This window comes from Pseudomonas sp. RGM2987 (assembly GCF_022952855.1).
Taxonomy (GTDB): Bacteria; Pseudomonadota; Gammaproteobacteria; order Pseudomonadales; family Pseudomonadaceae; genus Aquipseudomonas.
Genome location: NZ_JALJDX010000220.1, coordinates 119,202 through 137,704, shown reverse-complemented (window position 1 = coordinate 137,704; position 18,503 = coordinate 119,202). Strand labels below are relative to the sequence as shown.

General features: G+C 62.6%; 16 protein-coding genes. 4 read left to right on the top strand and 12 right to left on the bottom strand.

All coding sequences use genetic code 11. The features are described 5' to 3' along the window. Positions 1-37 precede the first annotated feature (37 nt). Complete coding sequence (gene nhaB / locus RGM2987_RS25040; RefSeq protein WP_245145533.1) at positions 38-1,540, top strand: sodium/proton antiporter NhaB; 1,503 nt, start codon at positions 38-40, stop codon at positions 1,538-1,540. A 202-nt stretch (positions 1,541-1,742) separates the two neighbouring features. Here nhaB and RGM2987_RS25035 read toward each other — a convergent pair whose 3' ends face one another. From RGM2987_RS25035 to pssA, 10 genes are all read right to left on the bottom strand, one after another. Then, positions 1,743-2,516, bottom strand: coding sequence for an enoyl-CoA hydratase (locus RGM2987_RS25035; RefSeq protein WP_245145532.1), 774 nt, complete (start codon positions 2,514-2,516; stop codon positions 1,743-1,745). Between the two features lie 11 nt (positions 2,517-2,527). Beyond that, the gene (locus RGM2987_RS25030) at positions 2,528-3,655 is read right to left on the bottom strand and encodes an acyl-CoA dehydrogenase (RefSeq protein WP_245145531.1); all 1,128 of its coding nucleotides are present in this window, start codon (positions 3,653-3,655) and stop codon (positions 2,528-2,530) included. Positions 3,656-3,664: 9 nt separating this feature from the next. Continuing rightward, complete coding sequence (locus RGM2987_RS25025; RefSeq protein ID WP_245145530.1) at positions 3,665-4,852, bottom strand: acetyl-CoA C-acyltransferase; 1,188 nt, start codon at positions 4,850-4,852, stop codon at positions 3,665-3,667. A gap of 14 nt (positions 4,853-4,866) precedes the next feature. After that, entirely contained in the window at positions 4,867-5,628 is a 762-nt protein-coding gene (locus RGM2987_RS25020) for an SDR family NAD(P)-dependent oxidoreductase (protein ID WP_245145529.1), read from the bottom strand. Between the two features lie 16 nt (positions 5,629-5,644). Then, a complete protein-coding gene (locus RGM2987_RS25015) occupies positions 5,645-7,309 on the bottom strand; it encodes an AMP-binding protein (protein WP_245145528.1) in 1,665 nt (554 codons plus the stop codon). Positions 7,310-7,572: 263 nt separating this feature from the next. After that, entirely contained in the window at positions 7,573-9,033 is a 1,461-nt protein-coding gene (locus RGM2987_RS25010; RefSeq protein ID WP_245145567.1) for a glycosyltransferase family 39 protein, read from the bottom strand. A gap of 67 nt (positions 9,034-9,100) precedes the next feature. Then, entirely contained in the window at positions 9,101-9,394 is a 294-nt protein-coding gene (locus RGM2987_RS25005; RefSeq protein ID WP_245145527.1) for a lipid-A-disaccharide synthase N-terminal domain-containing protein, read from the bottom strand. A gap of 1 nt (position 9,395) precedes the next feature. Next, positions 9,396-10,139, bottom strand: coding sequence for a glycosyltransferase family 2 protein (locus tag RGM2987_RS25000; RefSeq protein WP_245145526.1), 744 nt, complete (start codon positions 10,137-10,139; stop codon positions 9,396-9,398). Positions 10,140-10,366: 227 nt separating this feature from the next. Continuing rightward, positions 10,367-11,383, bottom strand: a complete 1,017-nt coding sequence (locus tag RGM2987_RS24995; protein ID WP_245145525.1) for an AraC family transcriptional regulator — start codon at positions 11,381-11,383, stop codon at positions 10,367-10,369. Positions 11,384-11,394: 11 nt separating this feature from the next. Continuing rightward, entirely contained in the window at positions 11,395-12,738 is a 1,344-nt protein-coding gene (pssA, locus tag RGM2987_RS24990; RefSeq protein ID WP_245145524.1) for a CDP-diacylglycerol--serine O-phosphatidyltransferase, read from the bottom strand. Positions 12,739-12,957: 219 nt separating this feature from the next. Here pssA and RGM2987_RS24985 point away from each other — a divergent pair, with 219 nt between their 5' ends. Together RGM2987_RS24985 and RGM2987_RS24980 are read left to right on the top strand one after the other, a co-directional pair. After that, positions 12,958-13,527 carry a TetR/AcrR family transcriptional regulator gene (locus tag RGM2987_RS24985; protein WP_245145523.1) on the top strand — a complete coding sequence of 190 codons (570 nt, stop codon included), beginning with the start codon at positions 12,958-12,960 and terminating at the stop codon, positions 13,525-13,527. Between the two features lie 56 nt (positions 13,528-13,583). After that, positions 13,584-14,063, top strand: coding sequence for a nuclear transport factor 2 family protein (locus RGM2987_RS24980; protein ID WP_245145522.1), 480 nt, complete (start codon positions 13,584-13,586; stop codon positions 14,061-14,063). Between the two features lie 279 nt (positions 14,064-14,342). On the opposite strand, the gene RGM2987_RS24975 is transcribed toward RGM2987_RS24980, so the two are convergent. Continuing rightward, entirely contained in the window at positions 14,343-15,413 is a 1,071-nt protein-coding gene (locus tag RGM2987_RS24975; protein WP_245145521.1) for a M42 family peptidase, read from the bottom strand. Between the two features lie 224 nt (positions 15,414-15,637). Between RGM2987_RS24975 and RGM2987_RS24970 the strand changes: the two genes are divergently transcribed. After that, on the top strand, positions 15,638-16,039 hold the full coding sequence (locus RGM2987_RS24970) for a hypothetical protein (RefSeq protein ID WP_245145520.1): 402 nt from the start codon (positions 15,638-15,640) through the stop codon (positions 16,037-16,039). A 35-nt stretch (positions 16,040-16,074) separates the two neighbouring features. Here the strand turns inward: RGM2987_RS24970 and RGM2987_RS24965 are convergent, their stop codons facing one another. Continuing rightward, positions 16,075-18,498: a TonB-dependent receptor gene (locus tag RGM2987_RS24965; protein WP_245145519.1), complete on the bottom strand. Its 2,424-nt coding sequence runs from the start codon at positions 18,496-18,498 to the stop codon at positions 16,075-16,077. Positions 18,499-18,503 lie beyond the last annotated feature (5 nt).

The window sequence follows — 18,503 nt, the reverse complement described above, 5'->3', positions numbered from 1 at the left end:
CGGCAAGTTGCGCGCTTCTAATTAAAAGGAGCAGCCGATGTCCGGTTCAATGGCTCAGGCTTTCGCGCATAACTTTCTGGGGCACTCGCCGCGCTGGTACAAGGCGTGCATCGTCACTTTCCTGATCCTCAATGCCGTGGTGCTGTGGACGCTGGGGCCGGTCGCGGCAGGCTGGATGCTGGTCATCGAGTTCATCTTCACCCTGGCCATGGCCCTCAAATGCTACCCGCTGATGCCCGGCGGGCTGTTGCTGGTAGAGGCCCTGGTGCTGGGCATGACCACGCCCCAGGCGCTGTACGAAGAATTGCTGCACAACTTCCCGGTGATCCTGCTGCTGATGTTCATGGTGGCCGGGATTTACTTCATGAAGGACCTGCTGCTGTTCCTGTTTTCGCGGCTGTTGCTGGGGGTGCGCTCCAAGGCGCTGCTGGCGTTGATGTTCTGCTTTCTCTCGGCGTTTCTCTCGGCGTTCCTTGATGCGCTGACCGTCACGGCGGTGATCATCAGCGCCGCCGTAGGGTTCTATTCGGTGTATCACCGTGTGGCGTCAGGTAACGATCCGCGCCAGGACAGCAGCGTTGATGAAGACCATGCGCTGCCCTCGCTGCACCATGGCGACCTGGAGCAATTCCGGGCGTTCCTGCGCAGCCTGCTGATGCACGGCGCCGTGGGCACGGCACTGGGCGGCGTCTGCACCCTGGTGGGCGAGCCGCAGAACCTTTTGATCGGCCATGAGATGGGCTGGCATTTCGCCGATTTCTTCGTGAAGGTTGCGCCGGTGTCGCTGCCGGTGTTGGTGGCGGGCCTGGTGACCTGCGTGGTGCTGGAAAAACTGCGCGGGTTCGGCTACGGCACACTGCTGCCGGACAACGTCCGCGCCGTGCTGGCCGACTACGCCGAACAGGACAATCGTGAGCGTACTCCACGCCAGCGCGCGGCCTTGATCGTTCAGGGTATCGCCGCGCTGATCCTGATCGTCGGCCTGGCGCTGCACATTGCCGAGGTCGGCCTGATTGGCTTGATGGTGATTGTGTTGATTACCGCGTTCACCGGTATCACCGACGAGCACCGACTCGGCAACGCCTTCAAGGACGCCATGCCGTTCACTGCGCTGCTGGTCGTGTTCTTTGCGGTGGTGGCGGTCATTCATGACCAGCAATTGTTCACGCCGCTGATCCAATGGGTCCTCGCCCTGCCCGCCGATCAGCAACCGGGCATGCTGTTTATCGCCAACGGTTTGTTGTCAGCCATCAGCGACAACGTGTTCGTGGCGACCATCTACATCACCGAGGTGAAACAGGCCTTTGTGTCCGGTCATATGAGCCGCGAACAGTTCGAGACCCTGGCCGTGGCGATCAACACCGGCACCAACCTGCCCAGCGTCGCCACCCCTAACGGCCAGGCCGCGTTCCTGTTCCTGCTGACCTCGGCGATTGCCCCGTTGATTCGCCTGTCCTATGGCCGGATGGTCTGGATGGCCTTGCCATACACCGTGGTGATGGGTGGCCTGGGCTGGTTTGCGGTCACTTACTGGCTCTGAGCCGTCGCCCTGTGGGAGCGAGCTTGCTCGCGAAAGCGGTGTATCTGACGCCTGGATGTTGAATGTACCGACGTCTTCGCGGGCAAGCCCGCTCCCACAGGGTTTTGTGTCGGGCACAAATGTAGCGTGCGCCACAGGTCCAATGTGGGAGCGAGCCTGCTCCGGGCGGCGATCCGACGATGGCGCTAGCCGGGGCGCCGGGTTATTTGTCCTGGAACTCAGGCGAACGCTTGGCGACGAATGCGGCCATGCCTTCTTTCTGATCCTGTGTGGCAAACGCCGCATGGAACACTCGGCGTTCGAAACGCACGCCTTCGGACAGGCTGACTTCGAAGGCACGGTTGACGCTTTCCTTGACCATCATGCTGATCGGCACTGACTTGGAGGCAATCAGCGCGGCGGTTTTCAGTGCGTCGTCCAACAACTCATCCGCCGGGACAATCCGCGCCACGATGCCACAACGCTCAGCCTCCACCGCATCGATGAAGCGCCCGGTCAGGCACAGTTCCATGGCCTTGGCCTTGCCCACCGCCCGCGTCAGGCGCTGGGTGCCGCCCATGCCCGGGAGGACACCGAGGTTGATTTCCGGCTGGCCGAACTTGGCGTTGTCGCCGGCCAGAATGAAGTCGCACATCAACGCCAGCTCACAACCACCGCCCAACGCAAAGCCATTCACCGCCGCAATAATCGGCTTGCGCCGGTTGGCGACGCGGTCGCTGTCGCTGAACAAATCATCCAGGTAAATCTGCGGATAGGTCAGCTCGGCCATTTCCTTGATGTCGGCACCGGCCGCAAACGCCTTCTTCGAGCCGGTCAGCACGATGCAGCCGATTTTCGGATCAGCCTCCAGGCTGTCCAGTGCCTGGTTCAACTCGCTGACGATCTGCGCATTCAAGGCATTCAACGCCTGGGGACGGTTCAGGGTGATCAGGCCGACGCGGTCCTTGATCTCCAATAAAATCGTTTCATAGCTCATAAGGGCTCCGTTCAAAGATTGCGTGAGATGACCATGCGCTGGATATCGCTGGTGCCTTCGTAGATCTGGCAGACCCGCACGTCGCGGTAAATGCGCTCCAGTGGGAAATCGTTGAGGTAACCGTATCCGCCGAGGGTTTGCAACGCCATGGAGCAGACTTTTTCGGCCATTTCCGAGGCGAACAATTTCGCCATGGAGGCTTCTACCAACGCCGGCTGGCCGTTGTCCCGCAGGGCGGCAGCGTAATGCACCATTTGCCGGGCCACGGCAATCTGGGTCGCCATGTCCGCCAGGCGGAACGCCACGGCCTGGTGCTCGATGATGGCCTTGCCGAAACTTTCCCGCTCGCGCGCGTAGTCCCGGGCCGCCTCGAACGCCGCACGAGCCATGCCTACCGATTGCGCCGCGATCCCGACTCGCCCGCCTTCCAGGTTCGCCAGGGCGATTTTGTAGCCTTCGCCCTCCTCCCCCAATCGGTTGGCCACCGGCACCTGTACATCCTCGAAGAGAATCTGGCAGGTGTCGGAAGCGTGCTGGCCGAGCTTGTCCTCGACCCGCGCCACACTGTAGCCCGGCGAATCGGTCGGCACGATGAACGCACTGATGCCACGCTTGCCGGCATTCGGATCGGTTACGGCGAACACAATCACTACCCCGGCGTTCTGCCCGGAGGTGATGAACTGCTTGCAGCCGTTGAGCACGTAATGGTCGCCCGAAAGCTTGGCCCGAGTCTTGAGGCTGCTGGCGTCCGAACCGGCCTGGGGCTCGGTCAGGGCGAAGGCACCGAGCATCGTGCCGCTGGCCAGGGGCGTGAGGAACCGGGCCTTTTGCTCATCGTTGCCGAACTTGAGGATCGGCACGCAGCCCACCGAGTTGTGCACGCTCATGATGGTCGAGCATGCCCCATCACCGGCGGCGATTTCTTCCAGCGCCATGGCGTAGGCCAGGTAACCCGTATCGCAACCGCCCCACTGCTCCGGCACAAGCATGCCAAAGAAACCCAACTCGCCCATTTCGGCGATGGCTTCCCTGGGGAAGCGGTGCTCGCGGTCCCACTCGGCAGCGAATGGTTTCAAGCGTTCCTGGGCAAGCTGCCGGGCCGCTTCGCTGATTTGCGTCTGTTCTTCAGTCGGGAGCATGGTGTGTCCTTAATACAGGCATTCGACGGCCATCGCCGTGGCTTCGCCGCCGCCGATGCAGATCGCCGCGACGCCGCGCTTGAGGCCTTTGTGGCGCAGGGCCGAAAGCAGCGTGACCAGAATCCGTGCGCCGGATGCACCAATCGGGTGGCCCAAGGCACAAGCGCCGCCGTGGACGTTGACCTTGTCGTGGGGGATTTCCAGCTTGCCCATGGTCACCAGGCCCACCACGGCGAAGGCTTCGTTGACTTCGAACAGATCGACTTCAGCCAACGACCAGCCGGTCTTTTGCATGAGTTTTTTCACGGCGCCAACCGGTGCGGTGGGGAACAGGCTCGGCGTGTCGGCAAACGCCGCGTGACCGTGGATCACCGCCAGCGGTTTCAAACCACGCTCGACGGCCTGGCTCTGGCGCATCAGCACCAGCGCAGCCGCGCCATCGGAAATCGAACTGGAGTTGGCCGCCGTCACCGTCCCGCCTTCCCGGAACGCCGGTTTGAGCGAGGCGATCTTGTCGATCCGCGCCTTTGGTGGTTGCTCATCGTGACGCACCGTCACCTGTTCCTTGCCGACCATGACCTGCACCGGCACGATCTCGGCGTCGAAACTGCCGTCCTTGATCGCCTGCTGGGCGCGGGTGGTGGAAGCGATGGCGAAGGCATCCTGGGCTTCGCGGCTGAAGCCATTGGCCTCGGCGCAATCCTCGGCAAACGTGCCCATCAGGCGGCCCTTGTCGTAGGCGTCTTCGAGACCGTCGAGGAACATATGGTCGAGCACCTTGCCATGGCCCATGCGCAAGCCGCTGCGGGCGCGATCAAGCAGGTACGGCGCGTTGGACATGCTTTCCATACCGCCGGCCACCACCACCTCGGCGCTGCCGGCAACCAGCATGTCATGGGCCAGGATCGCCGCTTCCATGCCCGAGCCGCACATCTTGTTCAACGTGGTGCAGCGGGTCGACTTGTCCAGCCCGGCGCCCAGCGCGGCCTGGCGCGCCGGGGCCTGGCCCTGCCCGGCCGCGAGCACGCAGCCGAACAGGACTTCTTCCACGGAATCAGTCGCTATGCCCGCACGCTCTACCGCAGCCTTGATGGCGGCGGCGCCCAGCTGCGGGGCGGTGAGGCTCTTGAGTTCGCCCTGGAAACCGCCCATGGGGGTACGAACGGCACTGACGATGACAATCGGATCGTGGGACATGGATAAGTCCTCCTTCATTTGGCGGCCATGCGCAAGGCACCGTCGAGACGGATCACCTCGCCGTTGAGCATGCTGTTCTCAATGATATGCCGGACCAGCGCCGCGTACTCGTCGGGCTTGCCCAGGCGTGGCGGAAATGGCACGCCGGCCGCCAGGGATTCCCGTACTTCGGGGGTCATGCCGGCCATCATCGGGGTTTCGAAAATACCGGGGGCAATGGTCATCACGCGGATGCCGTAGCGAGCCAGCTCCCGGGCCGCCGGCAGAGTCAGGCTGGCAATGGCGCCCTTGGACGCCGAATAGGCTGCCTGGCCGATCTGGCCGTCGAATGCCGCCACCGAGGCGGTGTTGATGATCACGCCGCGTTCTCCGTCGGCGTTGGCCTCGGTCTCGGCGATGGCGGCCGCCGCCAGACGCAACAGGTTGAAGCTGCCGATCAGGTTGACGTTGATTACCTGGCTGAAGCTGGCCAGCGCATGAGGGCCGTTTTTACCGAGAATCTTCTCGCCGCGCACGATACCGGCGCAGTTCACCAGGCCATTCAAGCCGCCGAACGCCTCGACCGTGGCCTTGACCGCCGCGTCGGCGGCCGCCTCGTTGCTGATGTCCGCCACCACGCTCTGGCAGCCGAGGCGCTGCGCCTGGGCGGCCACGGCTTCGGCGTTGAGGTCCAGGAGCATCACCTTGGCGCCGGACTTGACCAGCATTTCACCGGTGGCCGCACCGAGGCCTGAAGCGCCGCCGCTGACGAGGAAAATCTTGTTGTCGATCTGCATGAGGGTTTCCTTGGGTTCAAGCTGAAGCTTTGTAAGCCACGGCCTCTTGAGCCTTGGCGATTTCCTGGTTGCGCAAGATGAAGCGCTGCAATTTGCCGCTTGGGGTTTTCGGCAACTCACTGACGAATTCAATTTCCCGAGGGTAGGCATGGGCGGCCAGGCGCTTGCGCACGTGCAAACGCAGCTCTTCGGCCAGCTCAGGCGCGGCGCGGTATTGGGCACTGAGGACCACAAACGCTTTCACCAGCTCGGTGCGCTCCGGATCGGGCTTGCCGATCACCGCCGCCTCAACAACGGCCGGATGTTCGATCAGCGCGCTTTCCACGTCGAAGGGGCCGACGCGGTAGCCTGAGGTGGTGATCACGTCGTCGCTGCGGCCGACGAAACTGATACTGCCGTCGGGGTTCCACTCCACGGTGTCGCCGCTCAGGTAGTAATCGCCGACGAACGCCTTCGTCGGCCCGCCCTCATAGCCGGCAAACCAGCACATCGGTGACTGGTTGCGATCCACCGCGAGAATGCCCGGCTGGCCGACGCCCAGCTCCTTATGGTTTTCGTCCAGCACCACGATCCGGTGGCCTGGCGAAGCGAAACCGGCCGCCCCCAGGTGCACCGGGTGTTCCAGCCCATGGTGGTTGCACAGGACCATGCCCAGCTCGGTCTGGCCGTAGTGGTCGTGAATCACCACATTGAGGTTGTCGGCGAACCAGCGAATCACTTCCGGGTTCAACGGCTCACCGGCGCTGCTGACGATGCGCAGCTTGCCCTTGATCGAGCGGGCGAACTGCTCGCCCCCGGCAATCAGCAAGCGATAGGCCGTAGGTGAGCCGGTGAGGTTGGTGATGCCGTACTTATTGATCACCCGACAGGTGCTTTCCAGGGTGAACGGGCCATCGTAGAAGGTAATGGGATGCCCCATCGCCAGCGGCCCGGCAACGCCAAAATAGATGCCGTAGGCCCAGCCCGGGTCGGCAAGGTTCCAGAACGCGTCCTCGGGACGCAGGTCCACGGCGTCCCGGATGTAACTCTGGAACGCAACGATGGCCTTGAGCGGCACCGACAGGGCCTTGGCAGGTCCGGTGGTGCCGGAGGTGAACATCAGCAGGAACGGATCCTCGCCCGTGAGCATCAGCGGTTCGCAACGGGCTTCGTGGTTCGCCACTTCGGCCCAGAAACTGTAGTCACCGCGCACGATGCCCTGGCCTTTTTCACCAGCGACCGTCACAACGGTCGGGCAACCGGTCACTTCGTTGAGTTTGGAGCGGTTGACCGCATCGGTGACCACCACCCGCGCGCCCGAACTGCCCAGGCGGTGCTCGATGGCCTTGGGGCCGAAGGCGGTGAACAGCGGCTGATAGACCGCGCCGATGCGCCAGGTGGCGAGCACCACGATCAGTAATTCTGCGGTGCGTGGCAGGAGACCGGCGACCCTGTCGCCCTTGCCTACGCCCTGGGCGCGCAGGAAATTGGCGAAGCGCGCGGCGTTGTCCTGCAAGTCACGGAAGGTCCAGGTCGCGTCGCTACCGTCACGGCCCTCCCAGAACAACGCGATACGCCCCGGCAGCGCATGCCGGTCACAACATTCGACGCAGGCGTTCAACGCTTCGAGCGAGCCGTGCAATGCGGCATTGACGGTGTTCAGGTAATCGAACTGCGAGGTGACGGACGAATAGTCGCGCATGACCAGAATCCCTTTTACTTTTTATTGGTTGGGGGAACCGTAAACAGCAGGGAAATACTCGCGCCGAAGGCCTCGGGCGGCAATGGTCAAAGCCATCAAGTTGCTTGACTGGTTTGGCCATGGTCTAGAGAGATTTTGCCAGTGAGGACGCTATCGCGAGCAGGCTCGCTCCCACAGGGCCTGGGTGATCACAACATCCAGTAGCACCGCAGCCCCCCCTTGTGGGGGCGAGCCTGCTCGCGATGGCCGCAGGCCAATGTCGGCTAGGGCAACGGTTGCTTCCAGGCAAACGAATAGACCTTCTGCGGCGCCGCAGGCTGGCAAGCCCGGTTATCCGCATCGGCCCCGACCAAAAACCATTCGGCCCGTGAAGTACTGCCGACCGAGCGTGCTTTCTGCGGGTCGTAACAGCGGGCCAGTTCCCGCGCCGGCACCAGGGCATAGGCCTCGGGGTGGCTGCGCAACCAAAGCGCCGATTGTTCCAGGGATTGGCGGCTGTAGAAGCCAAAGTGCACCAGCGGTTGCTGCGCGAATAACCAGTGCCCCTCACGCCAGCCAACCAGCACCAACGGCGAATTTGCAGTCAGCCGCGCCACATCGCTCATCAGGGTCTGGTGGGGGTTGATGCCCTCTTTGTGCGGCTCGATGAAGCCCCGGACGAACCAGGCGCTCAACCACAGCACCGTCAACAGCGAAAATATCGCCCTCCCCCCCGTCCACTGGCGGAACCAACGGCGCAGCATCCATGGGACCAGCGGCGCCACAACCAGCACCAGGGCCGGTACCGCCGGGAAAATATACAACTTGCGCTTGCCGCTGCTCAGGCTGAAAAACAACAACACCAGCAGCACCCAGCCAAGCAGCACCAACACTCGCCCGTCATGCTTGAGCAACTGCTTGCGCCAGGCCGGAACCAGCCATGGCAACATGAACAGCATCGGCAACCAGTACTTGGGAATCACCTGGACGAGGAAATACCAGAAGGGTTCGCGATGCTCCCAGGCATTGGCATAACGCCCAGCCGTCTGCTTGAACAGGATTTCCTGGACGTAAGCGAGGCTGTCAGGGCTGCCCTGCCCGACGATCAGCAGCAACGGCCCCAACCATAGCGCAATGGCGGCCAACGCCACGGCCAACCCCAACCACCAGGCGCAGGCCTTGCCCGGCATGGCCACCACGCCTTTCCAGCCTTTGCGCACCGCATACGCATAGGGAATCAGCATCAGCACCGGCAAAAAACCTACGCCCTTGCTGATAACGCCCAATCCCATCGCCCCACAGGCGACGTAATACCAACGCCAATCCGGGCCCAGCAAGAGGTGCCGGCACAGGCCGTAGATGCCGAGGATGGTCCAGAGCGCGAGGAAGCCGTCGATCTGTCCGGTGCGCAGGATGCTGTAGGTCTGATAGGTCGCCAGGAACAACAGCGCCGCGATCACCCCGACTCGGCGCCCCCACAAGCGGCGCCCCAGGTCATACAGACAGGCGGTGGTGACGGCGCCTGCGATCAAGGCGGGCAAGTACAGGGCGACTTTGGGCAACTGGGTCAGTTGTACGAACAACGCCACGGTCCACATGAACAACGGCGGTTTGTCCGCATAGATCTCCCCGGCACGATGGGGAATGAACCACGAACCGTTCTGCAGCATTTCCAGGGCAACGCCCAGGAAGCGCTCCTCATCGACATTCATCGGCTGGCGCCAGCCGAGACCGGCTCCCACCATGACCAACGCCAATAGCACCAGCGCCAGCAGTTCCAGCCGTGGGGAAGACAATCGTATCCGCACAGAGTCAGCCCTTGTTTTCCGGTTCGCCGCTTTCGCGCTGATGATGCTTGGCAATCAATTGCAAATTGCGCAGATAAACGATGAAACCAAAGGACTGGCCGACGATGAACACCGGGTCTTCACGGTAAATGGCGTAGGCCAGCAACAGCGCGCTGCCAACGATACTCAGGTACCAGAAGCCGACCGGGATCAGGCTGCGTTTCTTGTATTCGCTGTACAGCCATTGCAGGGCGAAACGCCCGGTAAAGGCCAACTGGCCGCCGAACCCGACCACCAGCCATAACGATTCTCTGCCCATGTCAGACCTCGGTTTCCTGCGCGTTGACGTCCAGGCGGGTGCGTTTGATCAGCCACCACACCCCAAACAGATCGAGAATGCCCACCAGCGCCCGGTCGAGATTCCCGTAGTTGGAAACCCCGGCGCCGCGCTCACGGTGGTTCACCGGTTGAACCAGCATCCGCCCGTTGTGCCGGCGGATCAGTGCAGGGATGAAGCGGTGCATGTGGTCGAAGTACGGCAGGCGCAAGAATGCTTCGCGCTCGATCAGTTTGATTCCGCAACCGGTGTCGGGCGTCTGGTCTTGAAGCAGGCTGGCGCGCAGCTTGTTGGCGAACCGCGAGGCCCAACGCTTGCTCGCCGTGTCCCGGCGGTTGACGCGATGCCCCGCCACCAGTTTGACGCCGCCGGGCTGACCTTCGGAACCGCGCACCAGCTCGAGCATTTTCGGCAGGTCGGCCGGATCGTTCTGACCGTCGCCGTCAAGCGTCGCCAGCCAGTGCCCGCGTGCCACTTCGGCGGCGTGGTAGATCGAAGTGCTTTGCCCCAGTGAGCGGGCATGACTGAGCACCCGCAGTTGTCCGTAGCCGCTGCCTTGCAAGGCGCGCAGCTCAGCGGCGGTGGCATCGGTGCTGCCATCGTCGACCACGATGACTTCAAAGGCCTCGCCGGCTAGCGCGGCACGCACTTCCTCCAGCAGAGGGACAAGATTGCCGGCTTCGTTTTTTGCCGGAATCAGCACCGACACATAGAGGTTTTCCTGCATGACATTCCCGATTGGAAACTGAAGTGTAAGGTCAAGCACTGGAGTGATCGCAATACCGAACAGCGGGCGAATCCAGGCCCAAGTGCATCCGGTAGCGCAGGTGCGACCTCTGATCAACGGCCCGGTTTTTCCAGGCGCTGCAGAGGCTTTTATCAAAGAAAAATGACGGTTTTATGAGCGACCAGGACGGCTGCGTGTGAAGGGCCCTGCGATGTGCTTCGCAGGGTTCAGTTCAGTTCATTGAGAATCAGGCTGCGATAATGCCCCGGGTTGGAGCCGGACCATTTGCGAAACGCCTTGTAGAACGAGCTGGCATCGGCAAAGCCCAGGCGCGCGGCAATCTCGACGAAGCTGATGGAGGGTTCGGCCAGCCAGGCGATTGCCAGTTCCTTGCGCACGCTGTCCTTGAGGCCTTGGTAAGTCTGGCCCTCCTCCGCCAGGCGTCGGCGCAGGGTCGAAGCGGAGACGCACAACTGTTGCGCCAGTGCTTCGGTTTCCGGCCATTGTTCGGCAGGCAGCTGCCGCAGGTCGTGACGGATACGGCTGGCGAGGCTTTGCGGGTTGCGGTATTTGACCAGGATATTGGCCGGGGCCTGGGCCAGGAAGCGCTTGAGCTCGTCCGCATTGCGCCGGATCGGCAGGTCGAGGAAGTCGGCTGCCAGGATCATCCGGGTACGGGGCCGGCCAAAGCGCAGGTTCTGGGAAAACATCACCCGGTAGTCGTCACAGAAATCCGGCTCGGCACAGCGCAGTTCGACGGACAGAATCGGAATGCGCCGCCCGGCCAGCCAGCACGCCACGCCGTGCACGATCATCCAATAGGTGAAATAGGTGAAGGCCCGGCGCGGCTCCTGGTCATCCTCCAGCAGGACGATTTCCGCCAGGCTCTGCTGGCGAGTGCACTGGGCCGGCAGGTGTTCAAGCATCAGCGACAGGAAGCCCAGCCCTGCGGTCAATCCTGCCGCCAGCGTCGGCTGGGCCATGGCGCACTGGCAGAGAAATGCCAGGCTGCCGGACTTGAGCTTGCGTGGGTCCATGCCGAAGAATTCGTCATCGGTACGCCGGGCCAACAGACGCCAGAGCCGCGCATAGGCATGGGCCGGAACCCGCGCCTGGGGATCGGCGAGCAATGCCGGGTCGATGCCAACCTTGCTCAGCACCTCTTCGGTGGCCGCGCCGGCGGCGCAACTTTGCAGCAGCGCCTCGCGCACCAACTGCACGGAGATGGTGTCTTTTTTCGCCATCGCCTGAGTGTTCACAGGATCCGGTAAAGCAACCGCTCGATCCGTACCCGGCTGACCCGCTTGAGGAACTTGGCCACGGCCGCAGGATAGTCCGGCAGGGTTTCCAGGTCCAGGTAACGCTCGATCCGATGGGTGTGACTAAAGATCTGCTCAAGCTCGGTCCGACGCGGCTCCAGCAGCTCGCCCTTGGGATCGTCCAGCAACAAGGCGTTTTCCAGGTCGAGGCGAAAGGCCCGCGGGTTGAGGTTGTTGCCGGTCAGCAAGGTGTAGCGCTCATCGACCCACATGCCCTTGAGGTGGTAGCTGTTATCGCCGTCACGCCACAGGTGCAGGTTCAACTGCCCGCTGTCGATATAGCGCTGGTGCCGCTTGGCGAAGCGTCGCAGGCTGATCTCGTAGAGGTACGGCAGCGCCGCGATGATCTTGAACGGCTCGCTCGGTGGAATGAAGAAGTCGTTGGCGGTCTTGTCGCCGACGATGATGTCGATCTTCACCCCCCGCGCCAGGGCGCGATTCAGCTCGCGGGTCACGGCCAGGGGCAGGTTGAAATACGGCGTGCAAATGGTCAGTTGCTGGCGACTGCTGGCGATCAATTCGCCGATCACCCGGCTCAACGGGTTGTTCTTGCCGACGCCCAGCAACGGGCTTACCGACAAGCCGCTCTTGTCGAGGCTACCGGCCGTGGTGTCGTAGGCCGCGTATTTGAGGCGACTGCGCAGGTCACCGATGTCCTTGCGCAAGCTGCGGGTGGTCGGCAGGTTCGGCAGGTCCAGGCGATGCACGGCCTTGGACGCCACCAGCCCGTGTTGCACCAAGTGGTGCATGGAATCGGCCAGCGCAGTGTTTTGCAGCAGGTGATAACGGTCGTAGCGGTATTTCTCGAACTTGTGCAGGTACACATTGTTCAGGCTGGCGCCGCTGTAGAGCACACAGTCGTCGATCACGAAGCCTTTCAGATGCAGCACGCCGAACAGTTCGCGGGTCTGCACCGGCACGCCGTAGATCGGCACTTCGCTGGCGTGCAGGCGCGTCTGCTCCTGATACCACGCCGAGTTGCCCGGCTGTTTCTTGGCACCGATCAGCCCGCGCTGGGCGCGCAGCCAATCCACCACCACGACCACGTCCAGTTCCGGGCGCGCGGCTTTGGCAGCATGCAGGGCATCGAGAATTTCCTGGCCCGCCTCATCCTGTTGCAGGTAGAGGGCGACGATGTAGATGCGCTGGGTGGCCTGGGCGATTTTCTCCAGCAGGCAACGGCGAAATTCAGCAGCGCCATCGAGGATGGTCACCGCCTCGGCGGTCAGTGCAAAGCTGCGCAGCTTGGGCAGCAGGGAGCGTTTGAAAAGCGACGGCATAGGGCTCGCAGTAGGTCGATTCCGAAGAACGGATGAGCTTACACCATGGCGGGCGGGTTTTGGACAACTTGCACTCTCTCTGTGGGAGCACAGCTTGCTGGCGATGGCACCTTCGAGGTCGCCATCGCGGGCAAGCCATGCTCCCACAGGAAAGCAATCAGGGAATTAAAGAGAAAATTGAACTTGACCAAGGAGAACGATCATTCTACTGTCGAACCCATGAACGAAATCACTGGTAATGAAACCCGAGATATCATCCTCGATGTCGCCGAGAAGTTGATCTATCGAAGCGGCATCGCCGCCACGGGCATGGATCTTCTGGTAAAGACCGCCGGCGTCTCGAGGAAAAGTGTCTATCGCTACTTTGCCAATAAGGACGAGCTGATCGTGGCCGCCCTTATGCGGCGGGACCAACGCTGGATGCACTGGTTCAGCACCGAAGTCGACAAGGCGCCAACGCCCAGGGCCCGCTTGTTCAACCTGTTCACGGTGCTCAAGGGCTGGTTCGAGAGCGAAGGGTTTCGCGGCTGTGCGTTTATCAATACCAGCGGCGAGACCGGTGATCCCCAGGATCCGGTGCGCCAATTGGCAAAGCTGCATAAACAGAAGTTGCTCGACTACGTGGGTCGGCTGTGCCTCGAACAAGGTGTCGAGAACCCGGACGCGTTGGCCCGGCAACTGCTGGTGCTGATCGACGGCGCGATTACCGTGGCCTTGGTGATGGGTGACCACAGCGCAGCCGACCACGCCCGGGACATGCTTGAAATACTGTTGCCAGCGGATAAGTAACGCGCAGGACCGCCGAATCGCTGTGTCATTGTTCAATGCCTCACTGGAGATTTGCCATGTCTGCCGCTTCTGACGCTCGCCCGCCTTTACCGCCGTTCACCCACGAATCCGCCACCCTGAAAGTTCGCCTGGCCGAGGACGGCTGGAACTCTCGCGATCCGCAAAAAGTATCCCTGGCCTACACATTGGACACGCAATGGCGCAACCGCGCCGAGTTCGCCCACAGTCGTGAAGAGGCCAAGGCGTTCCTGACCCGCAAATGGGCCAAGGAGCTGGATTACCGGCTGATCAAGGAACTCTGGGCCTTCACCGACAACCGCATCGCGGTGCGCTATGCCTATGAATGGCACGACGACTCAGGCAACTGGTTCCGCTCCTATGGCAATGAGAACTGGGAATTCGACGAGCAAGGCCTGATGCACCACCGCTACGCCTGCATCAACGACATGCCGATCAAGGAAAGCGAACGCAAATTCCACTGGCCCCTGGGCCGCCGGCCGGATGATCATCCAGGGCTGTCCGAGTTGGGGTTGTAAACACCAAACCAGAAACCAACACAGCCCCATTGTGGGAGCGGGCTTGCTCGCAAAAGCGGTGCACCTGTCAATGAGGTGTTGAATGTTCCGCCGTCTTCGCGAGCAAGCCCGCTCCCACATGGATTGTGGTGTATGCAAATCCTGAGTCCACCCAAAACCAATGTGGGAGCGAGCTTGCTCGTGATGACGCCAGCCCGAACAACGCGCCCCCCGTGGCGAGGGAGCTTGCTCCCGCTGGGGTGCGAAGCGACCCTTTTTTTGACAGATCACACCGCCCTCTCAACCTCCGTCCCGATTAATCAGAAACTCCAGCAACGTCTGGGCGCAAGCCTCGATGCTGCCTTCCAGGATCAGCTCATACCCATGGGTATTCTCGGTCGGGATCGCAATGCAACCGCCTTTGGCCGAAATCCCGCTGCCCATGACCGCGCTGGCGTCGCTGGCGAAGTCCACCAGCAACGCAAATTGCGGGGACAGTCCGCAACGTTCGCCGGCGCGGTACAACTGGTCGACGATTTCACGGCTGTAGCAACCGTCCTGGTCACCCGTGTTGATGATCGGGTCCACACACAACCGGGTGCCGTATTCCTGGACGACCGGCCCGACCTCGACGGCGACAGTCACTTCGCCCGGCAGGTGTCCCGCCGCATACAGGGCGCCGGCGTTGGACTCCTCTTCCTGAGTGGTAAAGACGAAATACACTTCACCCTCCAGTTCCGCCCGCCGTTCGGCCAACAATGCGGCGGCCTGCAACGTGGCGACCATCGGTGCGCGATCATCCAGGAAGTGCGCGGCAATCGCGTCGTTGACCCGGAACGGCCGACGCCAGTGCTGGCTCAACACCACCCGCGTTCCGGGCCGCACGCCATGCTGATGCAACTGCTCGGCAGAACAGCGCGTGATGACATGGACGTCTTCCCAGTGCACATTCCCGGACAGCACATCCGCGCCCTGATGGGTTTCACCCGTGCTGTGCATGGAGCCGAACGACAGCACACCGGGGATGAAATCCCGATCTCCCAGGATGTCCACCGGGCACACGCCAAAATTCACCGGGTTGGCCCCACCCAGCGCGACGACTCGCAACGTGCCGTCGGGCTCGACGCGCTTGACCAGCATGGCGATTTCATCGAGGTGAGCCATGACCCTGACGGGGCCAGTGGATTTGCCCACATTGCCTGAGCCCTTGATCAGGCCAATGACATTGCCGGCCGGATCAATCCAGGTCTCATCACAATGGGGTTCAAGTTCGCGCCGGCAAAGCGTGCGCACTTCATCTTCCTGCCCGCCCGGCCCGCGGGCCATCAGCAGTTCTTCCAACAGCGGCAAGGTAGAGGGATTGACTGGCATTGAGGCTCCTCTGGTTTGTCGGGCACACGTCCCGCTTGCCCTATTGAGCCGGCCTGTCACCCAAAAATTTGATCGGATCGCCGGATAAGCGGACGAGCGGACCGCACCGGCGGCAGACCGCTGACCCTCGGACGGGGTTGACCGGCGTGCCGCCAGGCATCACATTGCCCGGACCGGCGTGCCGCTCAGCGCCAGTTGCGTAGTGTTGCAGACTTGTGGAGCCCATGACCGCGTCGATCCCGATCCGCCCCCCCTGCCCGCCCGGCGTCTGCGATTGCCGGCGTGACGAGTTGCTGCAAACCCCGGGCAGCGACCTGCGTATCCTTTGCCTGAATCGCCAGGAAGAAAAGCGCCTGCTCGAACGGCTGGAGAACATCCAGAGCCTGGATGAGCTCCAACGGCTACAGCAACGCCTCTACGAAAACCTGGGCATCCGCCTGAGCATCGAGCCCGGCTACAACGAAGTCCGGACCATGCGCGGCATCGCCATCGAGTTCCAGGAGCAGCCTGGCCTGTGCCGCAAAATCCGCCAGTCGATCCCCGGCGCTATCCGGCGCGGGCTGGAAAAGCGCCCGGAAATCGCCTGGCGCCTGCTGGACGCCCACGACCTGTTCCGCGACGCCTGAACCCAGGCGGCTGCGCCCCTGGAGCTCGCCTGCGACTAGAAGTCGACGGTGGCTGAAAGCAGGTAGGTGCGTGGCGTCGACAATGTCAGGCCCGGCTCGCTGTCATCCGATGCGCCGGCCGAACTCCAATAACGCTTGTCCGCGACGTTCTCGACGTTGGCCCGCAGGGTGACGGTCTTTTCGTCAACCTTGAAGGCGTAGCGCGCCCCCACGTCCAGGCGCACCCAGGAGTCGATTTCCTTGTCATTGGATTGATCCAGGTACTGCGAGCTGGAATAGATGCCTCGACTGGTCAGGGTTACACCTTGCAGATTGGGCACGTCCCATTCGGCGCCAAGGTTGACGTTGTACTTCGGCGTGGCCGGCGCCCGGTTGCCATCGAAGGCGCCGTCGGTGGTGTCGCTCAGCTCACTGTCAATGAACATCACGCCGCCAAGCAAGCGTGTGCCCTTGAGCGGTTCGCCAAACACGCTCAGTTCCACGCCGGTGTTCTCACGCTTGCCGTTCGGGCCGAAGACCCGGGTGGTCGCATCGGTCGCATAGGCCGGCTGCTTGATCCGGAACACCGCCGCAGTCACCGCGAACGGACCGGCATCATACTTGGCCCCTACCTCCACCTGACGGCTGATGAATGGCGGGAAGATTTCATCCTCGTTCACCGAGGTCGATGGCGCGATCTTGCCCTGGCTCAGGCCCTCCATATAGTTGGCGTACAGCGACAGTTTGTCGGTGGCCTTGAACAGGATGCCGCCCGATGGCGAAACCTTTTCTTCATCGTAAGCCGTGTCGCCTTTGACGTTGTTGGTCCAGTCGTCGACCTTTACCCGCTGCCAGCGCGCACCGAGGGTCAGCAACAGCCGGTCCTCGAACAGGCCCAGGGTGTCGGATAGCGCGACGCCGCTGAAGCGGTTCTCGGTATACACCTTGTCATCCTGTCGCGTCGGGTTGCTTGGCGTCGGCGTCTGCACCGGGTCATACACATTGCTGCGGCCGTTGGCATAACGGGCCCCGCCGTTCTCGAAATCCATATAGAAATAACTGGCCGCCAGGTTCACCTCGTGGCTCACCGGACCGGTGTGGAACCAGTTGCGCACGCCAGCCGTGGCCGTGCGGACATTCTCCTCCCGGGTGAAGTCACGGGGTTGCACAGTGAAGTCACCGGCATTGTTGGTGACCGAAACGTTGTGCCGCAGGAAATCGTGGTCGCTTTTACGCGCCCCCACGCCACCGTAGAGCATGACCGAGTCACTGACGTCGAATTCGGCATTGAGCGTGCCGAAGGTGTCCTTGGTCCGCGCCTTGCTCCAGGACTGCGCGTAGTTGCGGCGCACATCGCTGGCATGGGGGACTTGCGCGCTGGCGCCGACCTGCACCCGTTCCTGGGGTGCGTCGGTGTCGCGTTCGGTGTGGCCGATGTCGGTCGAAAGCCGCAGGCGTTCACCGCGAAAATCCAGGCCCAGCACCGCCATGTCGCGGTCCACGCTCTGATGGTCCCACTCGGTGTCGCCGGATTGCTTCACGCCGTTGAAGCGGATACCAAACTGGTCCCCTTCACCGAAGCGCCGGCCCACATCCAGCGCGCCACCCAACTGGTTGTTGGAGGCATAGCTGCCGGTGAACGAGGTGATGGGCTTGTCGGTGGCGCGCTTGGGCACCACGTTGATCCCGCCGCCGACGCTGCCCCGTGGCGAGATGCCGTTGATGAGCTGGGTCGGCCCCTTGAGGATGTCGACGCGCTCGGCCATCTCCATGTCGATCGTGTAAGTCGGCAGGATGCCGTAGAGACCGTTGTAGGCGACATCGCTGTTGAACAGGCTGAAACCGCGGATGGTGAATTGCTCATAACGTCCGCCCGCCGGGTTGGTGGCGCGCACCGAAGGATCGCTCGCGATCAGGTCGCCCAGGGTGCGCGCCTGTTGGTTCTTGACCGTTTCGCGGGTGTAGGTGGTCATGCTGAACGGCGTTTCCATGAAATCCCGGGAGCCGAGCAGGCCTTGCGAGCCGCGGCGGGCAACCTGGCCGCCGGCGTACGTTTCGCTGTCCGTCGAGCCGGTGGCGCCGACAATCGAGGTCGGCGCCAGTTGCAGGCTGCCGCGCTCCGGCACCGGGGTCAGGATGTACGCCTGCTCCCCCACGACTTGCAATTGCAGGCCGGAACCCTGCAACAGCCGGGCAAAGCCCTCCTCCACGCCATACTCCCCCGACAGCCCGGCACTGCTGCGACCGCTTACCAGGGCAGGGTCCACCGACAGGTTGACACCTGCCAGGCCGGCAAAGCGGGTCAGCGCCGCGCCGAGATTACCGGACGGCACCTGATAGCTGCGCCGGGCACTCTCGTCGGCCTGGCTGGCGGAAATGAACCACGGGCTGGCACTCAGGCCCAGCACAAGACTCAGGTTCAACAGCGGACGCCAGCCGGCCAGGGCTGGGCGCAAACGCAAAGGTATTGCTGCGGACATTGAAA

Bases quoted from the DNA above. Each gene is read 5' to 3' on its own strand.
- RGM2987_RS24985 (WP_245145523.1), top strand. From the start codon at position 12,958: ATGAACGAAATCACTGGTAATGAAACCCGAGATATCATCCTCGATGTC.
- RGM2987_RS25035 (WP_245145532.1), bottom strand. From the start codon at position 2,516: ATGAGCTATGAAACGATTTTATTGGAGATCAAGGACCGCGTCGGCCTG.
- RGM2987_RS24970 (WP_245145520.1), top strand. From the start codon at position 15,638: ATGACCGCGTCGATCCCGATCCGCCCCCCCTGCCCGCCCGGCGTCTGC.
- RGM2987_RS25020 (WP_245145529.1), bottom strand. From the start codon at position 5,628: ATGCAGATCGACAACAAGATTTTCCTCGTCAGCGGCGGCGCTTCAGGC.
- RGM2987_RS25025 (WP_245145530.1), bottom strand. From the start codon at position 4,852: ATGTCCCACGATCCGATTGTCATCGTCAGTGCCGTTCGTACCCCCATG.
- RGM2987_RS25010 (WP_245145567.1), bottom strand. From the start codon at position 9,033: ATGGTGGGAGCCGGTCTCGGCTGGCGCCAGCCGATGAATGTCGATGAG.
- RGM2987_RS24975 (WP_245145521.1), bottom strand. From the start codon at position 15,413: ATGCCAGTCAATCCCTCTACCTTGCCGCTGTTGGAAGAACTGCTGATG.
- pssA (WP_245145524.1), bottom strand. From the start codon at position 12,738: ATGCCGTCGCTTTTCAAACGCTCCCTGCTGCCCAAGCTGCGCAGCTTT.
- RGM2987_RS25030 (WP_245145531.1), bottom strand. From the start codon at position 3,655: ATGCTCCCGACTGAAGAACAGACGCAAATCAGCGAAGCGGCCCGGCAG.
- RGM2987_RS25005 (WP_245145527.1), bottom strand. From the start codon at position 9,394: ATGGGCAGAGAATCGTTATGGCTGGTGGTCGGGTTCGGCGGCCAGTTG.
- RGM2987_RS24995 (WP_245145525.1), bottom strand. From the start codon at position 11,383: ATGGCGAAAAAAGACACCATCTCCGTGCAGTTGGTGCGCGAGGCGCTG.
- RGM2987_RS24980 (WP_245145522.1), top strand. From the start codon at position 13,584: ATGTCTGCCGCTTCTGACGCTCGCCCGCCTTTACCGCCGTTCACCCAC.
- RGM2987_RS25000 (WP_245145526.1), bottom strand. From the start codon at position 10,139: ATGCAGGAAAACCTCTATGTGTCGGTGCTGATTCCGGCAAAAAACGAA.
- RGM2987_RS24965 (WP_245145519.1), bottom strand. From the start codon at position 18,498: ATGTCCGCAGCAATACCTTTGCGTTTGCGCCCAGCCCTGGCCGGCTGG.
- RGM2987_RS25015 (WP_245145528.1), bottom strand. From the start codon at position 7,309: ATGCGCGACTATTCGTCCGTCACCTCGCAGTTCGATTACCTGAACACC.
- nhaB (WP_245145533.1), top strand. From the start codon at position 38: ATGTCCGGTTCAATGGCTCAGGCTTTCGCGCATAACTTTCTGGGGCAC.